The organism is Bdellovibrionales bacterium (assembly GCA_016714165.1).
In the GTDB taxonomy this organism is placed as follows: Bacteria; Bdellovibrionota; Bdellovibrionia; order Bdellovibrionales; family UBA1609; genus JADJVA01.
Genome location: JADJNU010000001.1, coordinates 349,518 through 367,538, shown reverse-complemented (window position 1 = coordinate 367,538; position 18,021 = coordinate 349,518). Strand labels below are relative to the sequence as shown.

Genomic DNA, 18,021 nt, shown 5'->3' with positions numbered 1-18,021 from the left:
CCCAGGAGTTTCCTATGAGATTGGTAACTTTGATTTTGGCTGTGTTCACAATCAGCATTTCTCAAGCTGAAGATAAAATAAAAATGTATTTCAACAACGAGGAATTGACTAAAATCATTGAGTTTTATTCGAAATTCTCAGGGCAAAAGTTTGTTGTTGACGCTACGGTTCGTGGCAAAATTTCGATCTTCTTACAAGAGCCTGTTTCTGTTGAAGAGGCTTTTAATCAATTGTCTTCTGCTTTAGCTATAAATGGCTATGCGATTAGCAAGCAGGGTGACACGATGGTGATTTCGACAGCTCGAAATATTCAGCGAGATTTAATTGAGGTCAGCACTGAACGACCTGGTTTGAAACCACAAAGACTTTATACTTGGATTTACAACGTGAGGCATTTAGCTGCTGACAGTATCAATCGTGAATTCCGTATTTTTCCGTCTAAGGAAGGTGAAATGACGGTGAGTGCCGGTACAAATCAACTTGTATTCACTGACTGGGTTTCAAACCTAAACCGAGTCGCTGAGATTTTGAAGGAAATTGATAAGCCCATAGATGCTGAAACCGCCAAATTTGTTAGTTCTTCAAAAAGGGAAAGCAAAGGCCGAAGCAAAGAGAAAGCCAGTGAAAAATCAGACAAATAGCTAGCTGACGCGCCAAAGAGAAATACTTCGATTAGTGAATAGGCCCGAATTTATTGATATGAAAGCTTGCATGAGACTACTTTTCTCACAATTCGCTTTTTCTGGGGTATTGACTGCCTTCCTCATTTTTGGCGCCATCAGACCAATGGCTCATGCTGAGCCTCAAACTCAAGCAATTCCTGATGTACCACTTTCCCACGAAAAGGCAGGATTGGTTGATCTCGATCAGATCCGATTGGCAAATCGCCCTTTGAACCAGGTAAGGAGGGGTCGGCTAAGCAAACCAGTGTTCATCTGGAATCTCATCGATCGCTTTTCCGCTCTGCCTGATTTATCTGCAGGCAGCGATTCATTGGAGCTCATCGAACTGACGGGGTTATTGACCATTTCTTCTTTTTTGTTTGAACCTGTTGATTCCAATCAGGCAAGCTTGGCTCATTTCACCAGAACTCTCGGAGAAGGGCTCGGGGCCACAGACGCGGTTGTTGCAGACGGAACTTCTGAATTCATGTCGAATGTTGCTCGGGAAGCTCGACGCCAACATATGAAACCTTCGACATTTATTAAGCTGTTTCAAGACCCAGAATTGATCGATGCCGTATATCAGCGTTTTTTATATGAAAAACAGCATAAGCATCGACGCCTTGAGGCCAACAAAAGCGCTGAGCTTCTTTGGAGATTGAACCCAAGTAAAGAGCATATGCGCGCTGAGCTCGCCCGTTGGATATACAGTGAATTCACATCTCTTTGGAGATTTAAAAATCTGCCACAGAGATTACTTGAAAGAGCCGATCTGCAGATCATGGCAATTCAAGAGGCCATCATTCACGAATTTGGAAAATTTGTGAATGAAAAGAGGGGCTTTCAGAGTCGGCCCCTCATGAGATACCTTCACGAAGATATTCGTAGGGAGCTACTCCAAGTTCCAAATTCACTCGATGATCTCAAAATTTTGACTTCTGTCCTTGAGCTTTCCAGAGTTTTTGGACTCAATTCCAATTTGGAAGCAGTACAATACAGTCGTCTCTTGAAGCTCCAGGAGCAGTTTTTTGCGAAAAATGATATCGCCGTGTCAGTCCAATTCAAAGGCTTAATGAAGGAACTGCTTTTGGCCTTTATAGGATTAGAACCTTTGATTGAAAACCTAAATGCCGTTCTTGCACTACCTGAGTACCTTTTCCTTGAGATGGGCGAACTTCATTTCAATCAAAAGGGATGGATTCTTAAATCTCTGCTCAGTAGAAATATCTCCCTCCTCTCCCGCTTGATAGAGCTTTTAGGGTCCGAACCTGATCAAAAGGAACGATCACAAATTTTTTATGCAATCGAGAGTGTTTCGAGCTTCATCACCAATTCGAAAGACTTAGAAAAACTAAGGTCCTATGACTCTCCAGATTTCAGAGCTGAAGCCTTTCTTTTTGCCCCGAAGTTGGCCCTTCTAAAACTTTGGCCAAGGAAAGATTGGCCCAAAAATTCTTTAGACTTAGATTCTCAAAAGGAGCTTCAACACAAGAGCGGGGTCCATCATCCTGCCGACCATTCTTTGGCTCGCCTTCTTTTATTTGAAGAGGCCCTCGCACGAGCTGGCGGACCTTTGTTTCTTCAGAAGAGCCAAACCTCTCTATTTGAGATCGTTTCAGAAGCTCTCTATCACAAGCCTGTCACCACCCTGGATTATGTCCTGCTGGTGAAGGCCGTTAAGCTCATGCACAAATGGCGACAATTGCCCGCTCAGGCTGAACATCGTTTGGTTAAACTTCTCGATTCTCCAGAACCTTCCTCTCAACCTGGGGTTAAGTGGTCCTTGGATTATGCCATTTCACTTGCCCTCGCTGAAAAATCAAAGCAAGGATTGAGGACCCACACGCGCGCTCGACTGCTTGATTTTGATGCGAGGAGCAGACGCTTTCGATTTTATGCACTCCAAGGCGCACTGATGAAGGAAGACAAAGTACAAAAAGCCGTCTTAGGATTGGTGAACGATCCAGAATATACAGGTTCTGTTCTATCGGCACTGGACCGTGTTGATATCTCGAATCAGCAGATTCAGAAACGAATTGAGAAGTGGGTCAGCGCAAACCCACTGGTCGTGGCCTTAATGGAGGGAGCGGCAACGGAATTGTTAAAGGGAAACTATGGTATCCCCTGGTACTCCAAAGGACATGATCATGATCAAGATGAGAAGGTCTGTGCGAAGATCCTCAGGTTTCCCCTGCCTCAGAAATAGATGATGAGCTTCAAATACAATTAGGTTCAAATTCTCAATTAATAATTAATAACACTAATAATTAATATCCGAGATACGCACTTTGCACGGCACTAGATCCGAGAAGCTCTTGAGAAGTCCCCCGCACAGCAATCTTTCCCGTTTCAAGAACTATCCCCTGATGGGCTACCTGCAGTGCTTGCAGGGCATTTTGTTCAACAAGGAGAATGGTTTTCCCTTCAGAATTAATCTTCTTGATGATTGTGAATATTTTCTCAATCACCTGTGGAGCTAATCCAAGACTTGGTTCATCAAGGAGCAAAATGTCCGGACGAGACATCAGTGCTCGCGCGATAGCCAACATTTGTTGTTCACCACCAGACAAGGTTCCCGCGCTCTGGGACCTTCTCTCTTTTAGTATCGGAAACAGTTGAAAGCCGTGTTCCAGATCCTCCTTGTAGGCGACTTTATTTCTCACCGTATAAGCTCCCAAATCCAGGTTTTCCTCAACGGTGAGATTCAAAAAAATACCTCTTCCTTCAGGAACCTGGCAGAGCTTCCGACGAACAATTTCATCCGCACCGAGACCGTCAATTCTCTTTCCTAAATAAGTCACGCGTCCAGATGATGGTTTGATCAAGCCTGATATCGTTTTGAGAACAGTCGTTTTACCAGCACCATTGGCACCAATGATTGTGAGAATTTCCCCACGAGGAACGTCAAAACTCACCCCGTGAATGACCTCAATCGCTCCATATTGTACAACTAAGTTTTCAACCGATAGAATAGATTCCTTCACCATCCTCAATGAGCCGCCTTTCCCAAATAGGCCTCAACAACTTTCGGATCAGACTGGATTTTTTCTGGAGTGCCCTCAGCAATTTTAACTCCGTGATCCAGCACCGCAATTCTTTCGCAGAGACCCATCACCAATTTCATGTCGTGTTCGATCAGTAAAACGGTCATGTCAAATCTTTCACGAATGGTACCGATTGTCCTCATCAAGGCAGATGTTTCTTGAGGATTCAGACCCGCTGCCGGTTCATCAAGCAAAATCAATTTAGCTCCAGTTGCCATGGCTCGAAGTATTTCAAGTCTTCTTTGGTCACCATAAGGAAGATTCTTAGCTTGAGCATTTTTACGATCGCCCAAATCAAAAATGGCCAAAAGCTCTGCCGCATCCTTTCGCTTGATTGACTCATTTTGGATTTCCCTTGAAGTTTGAAAGACTGAATGCCACAAAGTTGCGGCCCTGCGGCTTCTATCAAAATCCATTGCGACAAGAAGATTTTCGAGAACCGTTAATTCTTTGAATAGTCTGATGTTTTGAAACGTGCGAGCCAATCCGCTCGAAATAATATCTGAGGTCTTACTGCCCGTTACATTCTTTCCAAATACCTGAATAGATCCTTCTGAAGGGCGATAAATACCTGTCAGCATATTAAAAACAGTTGTCTTTCCCGCTCCATTTGGCCCTATCAAGCCCACAATTTCTTTGGGCCTTACAATCAAATTAAAAGAATTGACAGCTCTTAAACCGCCAAAGTGAATACTTAAATTTTCAACAGACAAAGCCGTACTCATTGATCATCCATTTATGACGCCTTTTTCTTCCAACTCATGAGAATTTCAGAAACTTCCCTTTTTCCCAACAAACCATTAGGCCGCGTCAGCATAATGATAATGAGTAAAAGTGAGTAGATGATCATCCTCAAATCTACACCTGTCATTTCTTGCAAAGGTCTCAGGGCCTCCTTCAAAACCGTTAAGAATATTGCTGCAATGACAGAGCCAGAAATACTTCCCATTCCACCTAAAACAACCATAATGATGATTTCAAAGCTCCGATTAAAATCAAAGATAGCAGGACTCAAATACTGGAGGTCGTGGGCGAAAAGTCCTCCCGCCAAACCCGCAAAAAAAGCGCCAATCACAAATGACTTCACCTTTGCTCGCGTTGTGGGAACCCCAACCGCTTCAGCAGCAATCTCATCGTCCCGAACTGACAGAAAGGCTCTCCCGTAAGAGGTGTTTACGATTCTCCAGCAAAAAAATACAGTGATCACGGCAAAAGTAAAAACCCATCCAAAGTTTGAATATTTTGGAATCCCGGCTAAGCCCCTTGATCCACCTACTATATCAAGATTGAGGACGACCACGCGAATTATTTCGCCAAAACCCAAGGTGACAATCGCGAGATAATCCCCGCGCAATCGCAAAGAGGGGAGTCCCACAAAAAAGCCAATCAAGGCCGCAGAAATTCCTCCGAGAAGAAGCGCCAGCAAAAAAATAAGATTCTGAACGGCAAGATTGCCGATGACTAGGTTCTGAACCAGGAGAGTCGTTAGAGCAGAAATGTAACCCCCAACGGCCATGAATCCCGCGTGCCCCATCGAAAACTGTCCGGTGTGTCCATTGATCAAATTTAGGCTGACGGCCAAAATAATACTAATTCCCGACAAGATAATTATTTTGGAAAAATAAGGGTCTATATAAGGCATCAGAGCCAAATCTGATATCCAAACTATCCCAAGCACGAGAAGCCAATATCTCAAGTTCAGTAATATCAGCATCAGATCTTTCATACTTTTTCCGATCCTGCCCTGCCAAACAAACCTGTCGGCTTAATCAACAACACAACAATGAGAAAAATAAAGGCGAGAGCGTCTCGATAAGTGGAAGCTCCGTACCCAACAACAAACTCCTCCGCCAGCCCTAAGAAAATAGCCCCTACAAAAGCACCGGTGACATTTCCGATTCCACCCAAGATCGCGGCCACGAAGGATTTGAGGCCTGGCACAATCCCCATAAATGGTTCAATTTTAGGGTAAATCAGCCCCACCAAAACACCTGCCGCTCCGGCCAATGCTGAACCCAACATAAACGTCCAGCTAATGACACGGTCAGTAGGTATCCCCATCAATCGCGCCAGATCATGATCAAAACTCACCGCTCTCATGGCTCTTCCAACTCGCGTTTTAAAAATGATATATTGAAGGACTAGCATCATAGACAATGAAACAAATAGCACATTGACCTGGAGAGGATTAATTCTTAAATCTCCGATTTCCCAGGTTCCCTCTGGCTTATACACCTGAGGAAAGAACTTTGGGTCAGACCCAAAAAACAGCTGACCCGAGAACTGAAGAAGAAGAGAAACGCCAACTGCAGTAATCAAAATGTTAATTCTCGGCTGACGCCGGAGAGGTCGATAAGCAAATTTCTCGATCAGTAAACCCAAAAGCGAACAAGCCATCATTGACACCCCAAGAGTGACAAGGAGTCCCACAAAGGAGGGACTCCTATCGAAACCCAAGAATCTACCGCTGTAATATCCAACAAAGGCTCCAGTCATGAACACCTCGCCATGAGCAAAGTTAATCAGCTGAAGAACTCCAAACACCATTGTATAACCCAAGGCCACAAGTGCATAGATGCTGCCCAAACTGAAGCCATTAATGAGATGCTGTACAAATTCGGTCATAAACTAAGATCTTTACTTTTAACCTATTAAATTATGAGTCCGGGTTAATTCTGGCACAGAAAATCAAGGCTTGATCGTGGTCTGATATTTGAACTCCCCTTGATCAACCTTTAAAACGACCGCCGATTTTGTAGCGTTGCGTTTTTCGTCGATCGTTATTAGCCCGGTCACACCTTGAAAATTCTTTGTTTGGGCAATGGCAAGGCGAAGGGCCGGTGATGATTCATCGGTCGTCCTGAGCAAGGCCTCTGCCAAAATTTTTGCTGCATCATAACCTAGTGCTGCGAGACCATCTGGAGCTTCATTGTGAAGACCTTTATAGCTTTGAATAAATCTTTGAACATGGGGAGACTGATCCTCTGTTGAATAGTGATTTGAAAGGTAGGACCCGTTAATATTATCTCCACCTATCTCCTTCAGCTTAGGAGAATCCCATCCGTCTCCTCCAAGAAGCGGCACTTTGATACCTAATTCTCGTGCCTGTCGAGCAATCAGACCAACATCCGTATAATAGCCAGGAACATAAATCGCTTCTGGATTTTTGGCCGCGATAGATGTCAACTGGGATTTGAAATCGATATCACCTGCGCTGTAGCTTTTGTCTTCAACAATCGCTCCCCCTACCTTTTTGAAGGACTCGGTGAAGACGTCAGAAAGCCCCACGCTGTAGTCGTTTTTTGAGTCTCTCAAAACAGCAACTTTCTTTATCTTTAAATTCTCATAGGCAAATCGCGCCATCACAAGCCCCTGAAAGGGATCAATAAAACAAACTCGAAAGATGTATTCCCCAAGTTCAGTCACCTTGGGATTTGTAGAGGAAGGCGAGATCATGGGTATCTTATTTTGCTGGGCAATAGGGGCCATCGCAATGCTTCGTGAACTGGCAACTTCGCCAATAACTGCCACCACTTTGTCTTGAGTAATGAGCTTTGTAATTGCTGTTGCGGCCTCTTCGGGCTTGCCCTGATCATCAAGACTGACAACCTTGAGCTTTTTGCCCTTAATTCCTCCGGATTTATTGATCTCATCAAAAGCCAACAAAATTCCTCGATGAGTTGAAATTCCGAACGTCGCTTCGGCTCCTGTCATCGAGCCCACTTCTCCGACCTTAATATAATCGGAATTGTCTGCTTCAAATGTCTGCTTTTTGGTACACCCAGATGTCATAATCAGACAAAAGAGACCCATCATGCCAAAAATTTGCGCTAACGCCCCAATCCCAATATTGATCGGCAGTAAAGTTCCAACTGTCATATCTCTCTTACTCATCCCACTTGTTTTCATCGAATAGGCCGCCCTTCCTCTTTCAAATTTTGAAACCCTCAACCCGATTCGGTTTCATACTGTGTGGTAAGAATTTTGGCTACACAAATCCGTTGAGTTCGAGGCTTTTTCTAAAAGCAGTCAATCAGAAATAAAAGATGGAATATAGATGATGGAGGAAGCAAGAAATGGGGGAAAGAAAATCCCAGAATATCTCAAACCGATTCAGAAGATACTTTGAAAGTTTCTAGCGGGAAATGTCACCAATCCCGCTAGCACTCTGAAAATTGAATAACTTAGTGAGTCTCAGTTGCTGCAGGAGCTGATCCCATTTTCTCAGTGACACACTGATTAAGATCAACAGCTTTTTCTTCAGTACAAGCCTTTGTTGCTTCTTCCTTTGTGAGAGTTTTTGTTGCTGCATGCTTTGTTTTTGCAGCCTTTGCTGGTGTTTTTGCAGCCTTTTCGGCAAATGCAAAAGAGCTCAGAGAAAGAGCGAGAACGATTGATAATGCTTTCATGTGGTATCTCCTTGTTGTTGTTTGGCCAGAGTCAATGAAATGCACCCTGACCGTTAAAAACTTAACTAAATTTACACAAACTCACCAAACCGCAGAAAAAATATACAAAAATGTAACGTCATCTACAAAGAAATAATTGTTCTCTCTAGTCATAGAGTCAATCTCGGATATTGCGGCGAGTCTATTTTGATTCTCGACATGGCCAACACAACATCGTAAACCTGCACTTTGCCATTTAGTCCAATTAATTCAAAAGCATGGAACCAAAAACAAGGAACCAAGCCAGGAAGGTGATTTGTGAGCGGCAACAAGGAAGCGAACGGAAAATTGTCTCAGAACGCCCTTACTTTGGCCGCTCTCGGCGTCGTTTTTGGAGACATCGGGACCAGCCCTTTGTACGCTGTACGAGAAGCTTTTCATGGACCGCATGCCCTGTCGCCAACCCCCGATAACATATTGGGGATCCTATCTCTTGTTCTCTGGTCTCTGATATTGGTGGTCTCGATCAAATATCTGCTCTTTGTGATGAGAGCAGACAATAAGGGTGAGGGCGGAGTCCTTGCCCTCACCGCACTGGCAGCTCTGCCAAAAACCGCCACACCGACCGTTTGGAACCGGGCCATTCTATACCTTGGTCTTTTTGGTTCCGCCCTCCTCTTTGGAGATGGAGTCATCACTCCAGCTATCTCAGTGTTGAGCGCCGTTGAAGGACTAAAAATTGCGACGCCCCTCTTTGAACCGCTCGTGATTGTAATTACCATTGCTATTTTGGCTGGTTTATTTTTGGCCCAACATCAGGGCACAGAACAAATAGGTAAAATATTTGGCCCCGTCATATTTCTCTGGTTCGGGGTCATTGGCACTTTAGGAGTTTATAGCATCGTTCAGCATCCGACTGTCCTCACAGCATTAAGCCCACAATTTGCGTTTGAGTATTTCCTCAACAATGGGCTCAACGGAGTCTCAGTTCTAGGTGCAGTTTTTCTCGTTGTTACAGGAGGTGAAGCTCTTTACGCCGACATGGGGCATCTTGGCCGAAAACCGATTCAGAGGGCCTGGTTTTATGTTGCGTTGCCTGGACTTGTTCTAAATTACTTTGGACAAGGAGCCCTCTTGCTCATGAGACCCGAAGCATCAGAGAATCCCTTCTATCTGCTCGCCCCCAGCTGGGCTCTCTATCCACTCGTTGCAATTGCAACCATGGCGACCGTCATTGCGTCTCAGGCACTTATCTCGGGAGTTTTTTCTCTCACACGGCAAGCCGTTCAACTGGGATACGCACCACGAGTGCGAATAGTTCATACCTCTAGCCATGAAATCGGCCAAATCTATATTCCTCAGATCAATTGGATTTTGTTTATTCTTACATGCTGGTGCGTTTTTTCATTCAAATCTTCCAGCGCTCTCGCCTCAGCTTACGGAATCGCCGTTTCGAGCACGATGGTCATCACAACTGTGCTCACCTGTCGTGTCGCTCGCCGACGCTGGAAATGGAACTGGGTTTCTGTTGTTGCAGTCCTTGCTCTCTTTCTCGCAATCGATATCGTCTTTTTGAGCGCAAACCTGCCAAAGATAGCTGAGGGTGGTTGGTTTCCTCTTGTTTTAGGTGCCTCAATTTTTACGCTGATGACGACTTGGTCGAGAGGCCGAAAAATACTCATGCAGCGATTGAGAGAAAAGAGTCTTCCGTTAGCAGATTTCTTGGAAAAAGCGGACTCTCAGACTCTTGCCCGAGTTCAGGGAACAGCTGTTTTCATGACCGGTGATCCGGAAGGAACCCCTCTTGCACTGATTCGCAATGTGAAGCACAACAGATGTTTACATGAAAAGAATGCCCTTCTAACGATAACTTCTTGCGAAGAAGCTCACGTTGATAGGTCAGAACGGATTGATATTAAAGTAATTCGAAAGGATTTTTATCGGGTTATTGCGAAATATGGATTTATGGAAACCCCAGACATTCACGACATTCTTTGGATCTGCAAAGAAAAAGGGGTTGTCCTCAACTTGATTGAAATTACGTTTTTTGTTGGACGAGAAACTCTCCTCGCTTCCGACCAACCTGGAATGGCGATTTGGCGAGAAAACCTCTTTGCATTTATGTCTAAAAACGCAGAGCGGGCCACAGCCTACTTCAACATTCCAAACGATCAAGTGATTGAAGTCGGAATACAAGTAAAAATCTAATTGATTTGAATGAGCACTGGCTCGACCTGCTGCTTGTGTTGCTGGCCTTCTCCGTACTTCTCCCGAACCAATATAAACTCATCTCCGGCCCCTGCCCAAGTTTGTTTCACAAGGACCGCAGCGAAATCATTCTCTGAGGATAAAGGTGACCCGGCAGACACAAGAGATACGAAGGGGTAGAATTTAAGCACTCTTTGAAGAAACTCTCGTCCCGAATGACCCCGATCTGTCTCGCTCGTCAGATTATCGCTGTTTTCGTCAACGACCAGCAAGGGCAAACCCCAGTCGAGAATCCGAATGGCCTGTATCAATCTCAGAGATGGAACTCCCTCAAAAACAACTGGAACTTTTCCCAAGGAATCGTTTCGCCCCAAGTTTTTCTTCTCAACAATTCTTCTGGCTTGGTCCATTGTCTCTCTATCGGGCAAAGCGCTTGGATCAATTCTGAAATCTGCTAAGGAATCCAGAGAAGGGCCAACCTGAAGCTTCCCGCCAAGATCATAGGCCTGACTTGCCACGTATTTCATATGCCTAATCACATCACGGAGGCGCTGATCATCCGCAGCCATGGCTGTTGGCTCAGACACCATCAGGCCTGCTTGCAACAAAGCTGTTAAGCCGACATCAACCGTATCGGAAGGGGTCAGAGCACTTTGAACGGATGGCGTTGCAAAGCCCCCCGTAGCGACCACGACAGGGAGGCCCGCCCTTTTGGCCGCTGCCACAAGGAGCACTTCGGCAGCGGCAAGATCGCGGCGCGTCTGTATCTGAAGATCCCCACGAGCAACAATCAATCCACCACCCACGCGAGACAGCTCTGTGACGATCTCTTCAAGATTTTCCAAGGCCGTGACAGTCTCAACCTTTGCCCAAATCATCGGCAATGTTCCATGATGTCGGAGAGCCCCTTCTTTGATGATCTTAAACCGCTCACTGGGGTCCATCTCGTCAAGCTTCGCTCGATATGCCACGTTATTAATAAAATCTAGAGTACGTTTTCCATCTGCTGATGAATCTTTTTCAATTTCAGAAAAAGATTCAGCTTGACGAATCTTATTAAATACTGTGCTAAGAATTTCTGTCATGTAGGATCGCAACTGAACCACATCTGATCCATCACGAATAAAGCTAATTGTAATTCCGTGAATCTGCCCGGTCCAAATGAGCCAATCCGTATTCTTGAAGTCTAAAGGCGTGAGGGCGGGAGCATTGACCTCAACTCCAGGAGCTTGGATGCCTTTGTTTCCGGTCAGAACATAGCCAATCTTAGGAAGGCTTGTTATTTTCACGGTAAAGGATCTATTTGGTTTGAAAGCCGTAACAATTCCCTCCACGTCATCACCAATGACGATGGGGGAATCAACCCTTAAATTCTCTGTGATCCAATCGAATTCTTGAACAGACATGAGTAAATTTCTCAGGTCCTGCCTGCTCTCCTCAGCCGGGCTCGTTCCATCACGGTTAATGGCGAGGGAAATCCCAGTATGTAAGGCAATCTGTTGGCTGTTGGTTATCCGAATTTTAGGCCCCGGATTATCCGCCAAAATAGCTGAGCCAAAAGGCCAAACAGTCCTTAAGATATTATTGGCATCTCCCAATCTTTTCGGATCCGTTCCTACATGACTGAAATTCATTCTCAAAACAGAGGGTTCAAGTGGTTGGATTTCCAGCTCCTCCAGATAAGCCGTTCCGGGCCCCAAAGTAACCACGATCGGAACGGAGGGCTTTTTAGGATCTGATTCGAAAGTAAATCCATCGCGTCCCCCTCCGCTTATCAATTTGCGATAACAGCTCTTGTGGGGGTCGGCAGACAAGTCACCGGAATAGAGAAGCACGACCGGCAAAACAAAGGCTAACCAGAACCCATATTTGCAATTCATGAAACTATTAGGCATATGATTTTATCCTCACCCTTATAGGAACAAAAATAATTTCTTATAACTCAAAAAATAAAAACCGAAAAAGCTTCGCTTTTCGTGCATTCAGTTTCTCCGCGACAGAATTCTTTGCAAATACCGTGCGAGAATATGAAAGATATTCGAAAACGCGAGAGTCACAAGCCACGACCAAGTCTTCTCGCTACAAAAAACCTTATGGAAAATAATTAATCATCAGATAGGCCGCTGACTGAGAGCGAATTCGGATCGCTTGAGAAAACGAATTTCCGCACCTTTCAGAAAGAAGTGCATCCAAAAGAGCAAAACCCGTTGGTATGATATCATTGAAATCAAAAAGGTCGTCAGCAGAAACAATCAAACTCGCAGGACTTGCCTCCTCAACACGCGGAACAAAGAGACCGGTGCTTTTGCATGAAAGAAGGCCAATCAGGCCGGGAGGCCTCCGACTTTGAACGAGCGAATCTACCAGCTTACGAATGCCCTTTTCCTTCTTTTTGTAATAAGCAAAATCGGGTTTTCCGCTTTTTAATAAAATGGGAGGCGAGAAATCGGGTCCTCCACCTTTTCGGGCATGTCCCATGTATATGGCGACGTCGACACCCGAAGAAATACCACCAAAAAAATTAGTCTCACTGTTTGAGGTTCTCTGATTTTGCCATTCGATAAGATTGGTCGTGTTATCGCGATTTGATGAACTCACCGACGCGTTTGTAATCGTCAAGTTTACGACCAGAGATTGGCCCGTAGACCGCAGGATTGATCGCGTGAAAATATCTTCAGAAACTTGCTTAAACCCACAGGCTGAGATGCCGGAAATACAAGGTTGGGTTAAGACCCGAACAAAACTGGCTTTAGCTATGGAATCCAAAACAATATCGGACCCCAAATCTTCACTCCCATAATAGTAGCTCTCGCCAGAGGAAATATCCATGTAGCCCAAGGCCACCGATATGGTCGCATAACCGTCATTGAACATTTCATTGTAAAAGTTTTGGCAACGAGCGAGGCGCTTTTCTTGGCCAATTTTTGCAATTTCATTGCGAGTTGACCAAATGATCCAATCAAAGGCATCAGCTAAGGATTTGGATTGAGCTCTGCTCTGAGAACAAAAGAGAATCAAGAAGATTACTAAAAGATAATTCATTTATTGTTTCACTCTACAGAGCCTGTACCTCTCTCACATTGGTCATCTTTGGTCCTTTTCAAAAAAAAAGAGGTCGGGGCGATTCCGACCTCTCTCCTTAACTCTGCTCACTCACAAACTCAGATTCACTCGTCTTCTTTCTTTTGCAAAGAGACTCTTAGTGACCTGGATTAGGTGCGGGAGGAGGAGTTGGAGCTGGCTGCCATGGCTCGTTAACAACTGGCTTCAAAGTCAGTTCCCAACCCTCAATAGCCGCACCAACGCGAAAGCCTTTGGTGATGGCCGATCCGATCAGGTTGACACCTAGACCAACACCGTGTTCATTCGCACCGAAGTTAAGCGACAGAGAAGCCTCTCCACCGATCAATGCTGCAGTTCCACGAACGCCCGGATATGTTCCAAAGATTCCATCTGGATCCCTCAGTCCAACTGCAGCACCAATGAGGTCCACATTCTGCGCTTTTACAACCCCAATAACCGCACCAATTCCGCCGGCTGTAAGTTCTACCTCAACTGGAGTGGTCACAGTCCCACTGAGCGACGAACAAGTGACTGTTCCCTTTCCCTCAAGCGTGGTACCCGTGACGATAAATGAAAAACCATGGCCTTCGAGTTGAGCTGCATCGATCTGACAAGTCCAAAGCGGCCCATGAACTTCCGCCTGTGCATAGGCTCCAAGTAAAAGCACGCTTAAGGAAACAACTAGCTTTTTCACAATGATCCCCCTTATTTTTACCAGCAGATCGCCACAAATTTAAGTTTGCTCACGATCATTGATTTTTTTTGTTTGTTCTACCCTTTTATTTATCTCTTTACTTCCCTCGCAAAAACTAAATCCGATCAAATCTAGCGTCAAACATAATTCAGAAACCCGAAGCAAAAGAAAAATCTCCACACATTGAACACCTGCATGATTGGCAAATTTACCTGTTTCCCCGTTGTCGCGCGGGAGACAGCGGGCCAATGGGGCCTCGACAGAAGGATTTGAACAAATATGAACGGTGAAAAGCAATGATCGATTTGCGATTCAACGAAACTTCGTTGATGCGATGCTATTTCTCATCTCCAAGGACGACTCAAGAAGCGAGCGCAAGCCTCCCCTAGGTCACCCGGATACTCCGGATCCTTGTAACGGGGAGCTTTGAGTTCTGCAACAACGCGATCTTGACTTGAGCTTCCTGTGCGCCAAAATTCCAGATCATTTAAAACACCAGTCCACTTTGTTTTTGATTCGTACCACTTTCTATTTAAAGCGAGAAACTCGTCGCTACTCATAACAACAAGCCCCAAATCAAGAAGCTCACGCATTGCTTGGCCCGTGGTTTTTGCTCCCACTCCAGCGGCTGCGTCTGCAATGAAAATCACAAAATATCCCCTCTGAAGCTCGCCCTTCATCACATGGTAATCACAAAAGTCTGTGCACCAACCAAAATGAAAGTGCGGCAAAACTTTGAATGGATCAATTCTTTCAAGATAAGATTCATAATGCGGATTAACAAAGACGCTGTAAGACGAGGGGCCGTTTTTATCGAAGCGAAAGACAGTGCCTACATCCTTTAAATCCCCTTCTACAGATCCTAAATCAAAAGGAACAAGCCTCAGTTTGGTTTGACCATCACTTCCGACCACCTCTTCGTGCGCTGGAACCCTAATGACCCGACGTCCCTCCAGGGCATTTTCAATCTCCACAATGAATCGATCACCCGAAGGACCCCTCTCTCCCTTCATTGCGTGTCGAGGAAAGTTCATTGGCGCATGAAATTCGCCGTTTTGACTTGGATCTCTAACTTCTGCTTCCAAATGCGAGTCACCCGAGACAGAAAGCTTCATCATTTTTCCGTATAAAACATCACCAAATATAGCCGCAACCAGCCGAATGCTTTCTCCGGTACCCAACACCGAAAGAGACCCATTTTCTCTCTGATCCCCATTGGGAAACTCCAACCTGTTTGCAAATGTCCACTGAGGATCCGTCACATGCACGACACCAGAAAATCCTTGTTCATCGTAAAACTTTCGAACCTCGGTCGCTGAAATGGCTTTCTTGAAGTGAGGATTCAAAAACTCAATGCGCTTGACACCAAGTGCACCACCCGTAACATTATGCAGTCCAGGATCAAAAGGAAGAACAAAGGCATTTGGCCTTCGCACAAAACCCAATTTATTTAAAAGAGCGAGCGTATCCTCCTGATCACTGAGAGAACCATCTTTCACCTGCTTCACCCCTTGTCGATCGAGCACCACAATCCCGTAATCGCTCAATATCCTGTCCGCATCTTTCCAAGGGCTGGCCTTCCTGCCGATACTCCAAAAGACATCCTCTCCCATGGCGATAGTTATTTCAGCTCCAGGATTGTTTGATTGAATCGCCTTGAGTGAATCAATCGTATAACCGCCTCCGGAATCGATTTCACCCAAATGAACTTCATATTCAGTTCCAGAACGATCTTCCAGACCCGAAATTCTCAAGCGCCGACTGAGCTGCTCCAAACGAGCAGGACCACTCAAATCATAAGATCGGCCATGAACGGGTTTGTCACCAGCAAGAACAAATATAATCTTATCGAAACCATGAGGCGACACTTGGTTCTTAAACAGCTCGTTTACAATCTTTACTGAGGCCATGTGGCCGCCATCTGTAACTGGAGAAAAGGATCCAGGAAATACCAAAATTCGAAATACTTTTGGAGGAGTCACCGCCTCAATTGCCTTCTCTTTTACAGAAGCCAAGTTATCGCTCAAAACGACAGGATAGTTGCGATCAGCCAGAGACGTTCGAGTTTGATCTAGATCTAAGAGAATCGGATCTAACTCGGCTAAGCCTCGGGACGTTCTCGCAGGCGCAATAGTGACGAGCTCGGGTTTTAATCGACGACGACCATTTGAAAATCCAGTTACTAAAAGAGGGATTGCTCTTTGTCCATCTGCAACGGCAACATTGAAACCATTTTGCTCCTTGATATCAAAGGCGGCACGACCCGTACTCAAGTCATAAACGCGGTACACATCTTTCTTTCCAGGCTCCGTCGATTTTACGCGGTTTGAGATCTTGATCGGATACCTTACTTCTCCCGACTTCGTATCTCGCATTTCTACAAGCTTATAAACCATGTTTCCATGCGGAACCCCTCTAGTCGAGGCAGCAAAGGCTCCGCCAACCGAGGCCACGTCAATACCCCCATCCATTCCAGCTAGCAAACGAAGTGTCTCTTCTGTCAGATCATTCGTCACAACTCCACCCCATTTTCCTTTGCCAAGTGACTCCCATATTCTGCGAATTTCCCGCACGGTTTCCGCTGTGCTCTTTTCGCTCCCATCGTCGCCGATGATGTTCGAATCCTGTCTGACGGTCGCCACCTTTTCTCCAGCTGCCCGAACGGCCGTGCGCAGTCCCGTTTGAAGATGGTAGGTGTCTGGCAAAAGAAGGCTCGGGTTTCGACTATATTCTACAAAAGCTTCAAAGGCCTCCAGCTCTGTTGGAAAGGCTGCGACAAAGGCGTGGCTCATCGTCCCGTAAGCCGGCATACCTGTCAGCTCAGCCATCAACAGATTCGAAGTGCCACTTGCTCCCCCCATCATCGCAGTGAGAGCAGACAGATTCCCCGTAACTAACCGACGCGTCCCCGCATCTGCCACAGATTTAATTTTTCCTCCCACTGCGAGCAAATTCCTCGCAGCAGTCGTTGTCAGATTCGTCATGAAGCTAAGCCATGGATTGAGCAAAGACTCCACAATAATCGCCGAAGCGGGATCCGCCGTGACCTGCAAGAGTGGAGTGTGGGGAAATACCACAGAGCCATCGGGAATCAAACGAACCTCACCTCGAAATCTCCAGTTTTTTAGCCAATTCCAAAAACCCTCGTCCACATCGATTCTCGAACCGATTTGTTTTCTGATGACTTCAACATCCCATCTCGTGAAACGCAGATTTTCCAACAAATCTAAGATCTGACTCTGTCCGCCCACAACAAGAAAAGGGTATTGATCCGCACCTCTCGATGTGCTTTCAAAAACGGCCTCTTTTGATTCATGAAATCCAAGATTATAAAATATTGCAGCAACAGTGAAAGCGTAGAGATCGTTGTCAATAACTGCGCTCTCTCGACTTTTAAGCGCAAGATTTTTAAGCTTATGAACGGTATAACTAAAAGTCCTCTTGCTCGGATATTTTGATTGAGCTATTGCTTCCTTGGGAAGAGCGACTCCCGCCAAAATTCGATCCAAATCTTTTTGAGTCATCCCTGATATTTCATCCTGATACCCATGAACAGGAAGATCGTCCCTTACAAAAGGTCGGCGCTGCTGCTGAGTCAACACACCCAGCCTTCTTATTCTCAAAATATTTTCTGCATCGGCAAGCGTTAACGCCCAATCAGCGACAAAATCGGTTTTTTCAGCAGTTCAAGAATCTGTCTCGGAGAACATTTGGCCAATGCCTTTCTCGCCTTCACCCCAATAAATAGCTCAGCTTCTTCGCGAAGAGCGGCTCCGTCAATGAAACGATGTGGGCTGCGCCAATCTGACAAGATATTTTCAACCACTCTTTTTGCGTCGGGACATTGCGAAGCAAATCCCACATCACAGCAAAAAAATAAAACAGCAAACGAAATCAAATTTCTCATTCGGATTGCTTTAAAACTCTTTAAGATTTTCATTTTCGCCCTCAAAACTGTTATT

14 protein-coding genes are annotated in these 18,021 nt (G+C 45.3%); 3 read left to right on the top strand and 11 right to left on the bottom strand.

Going from position 1 to position 18,021, the window contains the following annotated elements; all coding sequences use genetic code 11:
• Nucleotides 1-14 precede the first annotated feature (14 nt).
• Together IPJ71_01625 and IPJ71_01620 are read left to right on the top strand one after the other, a co-directional pair.
• A complete protein-coding gene (locus IPJ71_01625) occupies nucleotides 15-641 on the top strand; it encodes a general secretion pathway protein GspD (protein MBK7842386.1) in 627 nt (208 codons plus the stop codon).
• 70 nt (nucleotides 642-711) lie between these two features.
• On the top strand, nucleotides 712-2,868 hold the full coding sequence (locus tag IPJ71_01620; GenBank protein MBK7842385.1) for a hypothetical protein: 2,157 nt from the start codon (nucleotides 712-714) through the stop codon (nucleotides 2,866-2,868).
• 61 nt (nucleotides 2,869-2,929) lie between these two features.
• Here the strand turns inward: IPJ71_01620 and IPJ71_01615 are convergent, their stop codons facing one another.
• The 6 genes from IPJ71_01615 to IPJ71_01590 all read right to left on the bottom strand — a co-directional run bounded on the left by IPJ71_01615 (nucleotide 2,930) and on the right by IPJ71_01590 (nucleotide 8,115).
• On the bottom strand, nucleotides 2,930-3,649 hold the full coding sequence (locus IPJ71_01615; protein ID MBK7842384.1) for an ABC transporter ATP-binding protein: 720 nt from the start codon (nucleotides 3,647-3,649) through the stop codon (nucleotides 2,930-2,932).
• 2 nt (nucleotides 3,650-3,651) lie between these two features.
• Nucleotides 3,652-4,431 (bottom strand): ABC transporter ATP-binding protein, encoded by a 780-nt coding sequence (locus tag IPJ71_01610; protein ID MBK7842383.1) that lies wholly within the window; start codon nucleotides 4,429-4,431, stop codon nucleotides 3,652-3,654.
• 11 nt (nucleotides 4,432-4,442) lie between these two features.
• Nucleotides 4,443-5,432, bottom strand: a complete 990-nt coding sequence (locus IPJ71_01605) for a branched-chain amino acid ABC transporter permease (protein MBK7842382.1) — start codon at nucleotides 5,430-5,432, stop codon at nucleotides 4,443-4,445.
• Nucleotides 5,429-6,331: a branched-chain amino acid ABC transporter permease gene (locus IPJ71_01600; protein ID MBK7842381.1), complete on the bottom strand. Its 903-nt coding sequence runs from the start codon at nucleotides 6,329-6,331 to the stop codon at nucleotides 5,429-5,431. Before IPJ71_01600 ends, IPJ71_01605 begins: the two co-directional genes overlap by 4 nt.
• A gap of 63 nt (nucleotides 6,332-6,394) precedes the next feature.
• Nucleotides 6,395-7,600, bottom strand: a complete 1,206-nt coding sequence (locus IPJ71_01595) for an ABC transporter substrate-binding protein (protein ID MBK7842380.1) — start codon at nucleotides 7,598-7,600, stop codon at nucleotides 6,395-6,397.
• 290 nt (nucleotides 7,601-7,890) lie between these two features.
• Complete coding sequence (locus IPJ71_01590; protein MBK7842379.1) at nucleotides 7,891-8,115, bottom strand: hypothetical protein; 225 nt, start codon at nucleotides 8,113-8,115, stop codon at nucleotides 7,891-7,893.
• Nucleotides 8,116-8,412: 297 nt separating this feature from the next.
• Between IPJ71_01590 and IPJ71_01585 the strand changes: the two genes are divergently transcribed.
• A complete protein-coding gene (locus tag IPJ71_01585) occupies nucleotides 8,413-10,302 on the top strand; it encodes a potassium transporter Kup (GenBank protein ID MBK7842378.1) in 1,890 nt (629 codons plus the stop codon).
• On the opposite strand, the gene IPJ71_01580 is transcribed toward IPJ71_01585, so the two are convergent.
• The 5 genes from IPJ71_01580 to IPJ71_01560 all read right to left on the bottom strand — a co-directional run bounded on the left by IPJ71_01580 (nucleotide 10,299) and on the right by IPJ71_01560 (nucleotide 17,999).
• On the bottom strand, nucleotides 10,299-12,197 hold the full coding sequence (locus IPJ71_01580; GenBank protein ID MBK7842377.1) for a hypothetical protein: 1,899 nt from the start codon (nucleotides 12,195-12,197) through the stop codon (nucleotides 10,299-10,301). The genes IPJ71_01585 and IPJ71_01580 overlap by 4 nt on opposite strands.
• A 196-nt stretch (nucleotides 12,198-12,393) precedes the next feature.
• A complete protein-coding gene (locus IPJ71_01575; GenBank protein MBK7842376.1) occupies nucleotides 12,394-13,344 on the bottom strand; it encodes a hypothetical protein in 951 nt (316 codons plus the stop codon).
• Nucleotides 13,345-13,501: 157 nt separating this feature from the next.
• Nucleotides 13,502-14,059, bottom strand: coding sequence for a hypothetical protein (locus IPJ71_01570; protein ID MBK7842375.1), 558 nt, complete (start codon nucleotides 14,057-14,059; stop codon nucleotides 13,502-13,504).
• 344 nt (nucleotides 14,060-14,403) lie between these two features.
• The gene (locus IPJ71_01565; protein MBK7842374.1) at nucleotides 14,404-17,661 is read right to left on the bottom strand and encodes a hypothetical protein; all 3,258 of its coding nucleotides are present in this window, start codon (nucleotides 17,659-17,661) and stop codon (nucleotides 14,404-14,406) included.
• A 44-nt stretch (nucleotides 17,662-17,705) separates the two neighbouring features.
• The gene (locus tag IPJ71_01560; protein ID MBK7842373.1) at nucleotides 17,706-17,999 is read right to left on the bottom strand and encodes a hypothetical protein; all 294 of its coding nucleotides are present in this window, start codon (nucleotides 17,997-17,999) and stop codon (nucleotides 17,706-17,708) included.
• Between the last annotated feature and the right edge of the window lie 22 nt (nucleotides 18,000-18,021).

Coding starts and splice junctions, on each gene's coding strand:
- IPJ71_01625 (MBK7842386.1), top strand. CDS start 15: ATGAGATTGGTAACTTTGATTTTGGCTGTGTTCACAATCAGCATTTCT.
- IPJ71_01620 (MBK7842385.1), top strand. CDS start 712: ATGAGACTACTTTTCTCACAATTCGCTTTTTCTGGGGTATTGACTGCC.
- IPJ71_01615 (MBK7842384.1), bottom strand. CDS start 3,649: ATGGTGAAGGAATCTATTCTATCGGTTGAAAACTTAGTTGTACAATAT.
- IPJ71_01610 (MBK7842383.1), bottom strand. CDS start 4,431: ATGAGTACGGCTTTGTCTGTTGAAAATTTAAGTATTCACTTTGGCGGT.
- IPJ71_01605 (MBK7842382.1), bottom strand. CDS start 5,432: ATGAAAGATCTGATGCTGATATTACTGAACTTGAGATATTGGCTTCTC.
- IPJ71_01600 (MBK7842381.1), bottom strand. CDS start 6,331: ATGACCGAATTTGTACAGCATCTCATTAATGGCTTCAGTTTGGGCAGC.
- IPJ71_01595 (MBK7842380.1), bottom strand. CDS start 7,600: ATGAGTAAGAGAGATATGACAGTTGGAACTTTACTGCCGATCAATATT.
- IPJ71_01590 (MBK7842379.1), bottom strand. CDS start 8,115: ATGAAAGCATTATCAATCGTTCTCGCTCTTTCTCTGAGCTCTTTTGCA.
- IPJ71_01580 (MBK7842377.1), bottom strand. CDS start 12,197: ATGCCTAATAGTTTCATGAATTGCAAATATGGGTTCTGGTTAGCCTTT.
- IPJ71_01575 (MBK7842376.1), bottom strand. CDS start 13,344: ATGAATTATCTTTTAGTAATCTTCTTGATTCTCTTTTGTTCTCAGAGC.
- IPJ71_01560 (MBK7842373.1), bottom strand. CDS start 17,999: ATGAAAATCTTAAAGAGTTTTAAAGCAATCCGAATGAGAAATTTGATT.